We start from the raw sequence: 651 nt of genomic DNA, 5'->3' as shown, positions 1-651 counted from the left end.
CAACTCCGCGCTGCAAGTCTAGATGTTTAGGCACCGTGCTGTGCCGGAAAGCCGTCCGCCGTGGATGGAGTTGCGGGACCACCGCGGTTTGTTTTCACTTCATCGCGATTTCCTGTGAGATTGGTAGGAAAAGCCTTTTTAAGTCACGCTGTCGAGCGCAAGGCCGATGTTGTTGGTAAAAGCATGCCATTCATTGTAGCCCGCCGCCGTTAGCCGGGACCAATGTTCGAAAGCCGCCTCGGGAGATGGGAAGCGCCAGAGGGAGACGGTTTGGAAATCGTGCTGGCCGCGAATATGGTAGTCCCCCAGCGAGACAGCCCCTTCCGCCACGGCCTTCCTAACGATCCCATCCCAAAGGGCCCGCTTCTCCGATTTTTCCTCCTGTGGCAGCCGGTACCAATGCGGCCGGGGCCGGGCGTAGTGAATCCAGATCGTGTTGTCCGTCATGATGCGATATCCTTGGCTGCGATGAGATCGAGAAGCGGCGTCACGCGCCCGATGATGTGGCGTGATGTCGTGAACATGAAGTCTGCGGCGTGCTCGTGTCCGGTAATGGCGCGGTCGACGACGCCGGGATCAGCGGCCTCCCAGATGCCGAGATGATGCCAGCCATGCGCCCAGTCGAAGCGATGCCGACCGGCGATGTTGACC

The 651-nt window shown here is 59.9% G+C and carries 2 protein-coding genes; both read right to left on the bottom strand.

Going from position 1 to position 651, the window contains the following annotated elements; all coding sequences use genetic code 11:
* Window positions 1-138 precede the first annotated feature (138 nt).
* Window positions 139-447: a hypothetical protein gene (locus tag ACFHWW_RS34045; protein ID WP_379943777.1), complete on the bottom strand. Its 309-nt coding sequence runs from the start codon at window positions 445-447 to the stop codon at window positions 139-141.
* The coding region (locus ACFHWW_RS34040) for a hypothetical protein (RefSeq protein ID WP_379943775.1) at window positions 444-651 on the bottom strand (208 nt) is incomplete at its 5' end. The genes ACFHWW_RS34040 and ACFHWW_RS34045, both read right to left, overlap by 4 nt.

The sequence above is a fragment of the Sinorhizobium sp. P24N7 genome, assembly GCF_042436655.1.
In the GTDB taxonomy this organism is placed as follows: Bacteria; Pseudomonadota; Alphaproteobacteria; order Rhizobiales; family Rhizobiaceae; genus Sinorhizobium; species Sinorhizobium meliloti_A.
The sequence above is the reverse complement of the archived record's forward strand: the minus strand, read 5'-3'. Positions and strand labels throughout refer to the sequence as shown.

Coding starts and splice junctions, on each gene's coding strand:
- ACFHWW_RS34045 (WP_379943777.1), bottom strand. CDS start 447: ATGACGGACAACACGATCTGGATTCACTACGCCCGGCCCCGGCCGCAT.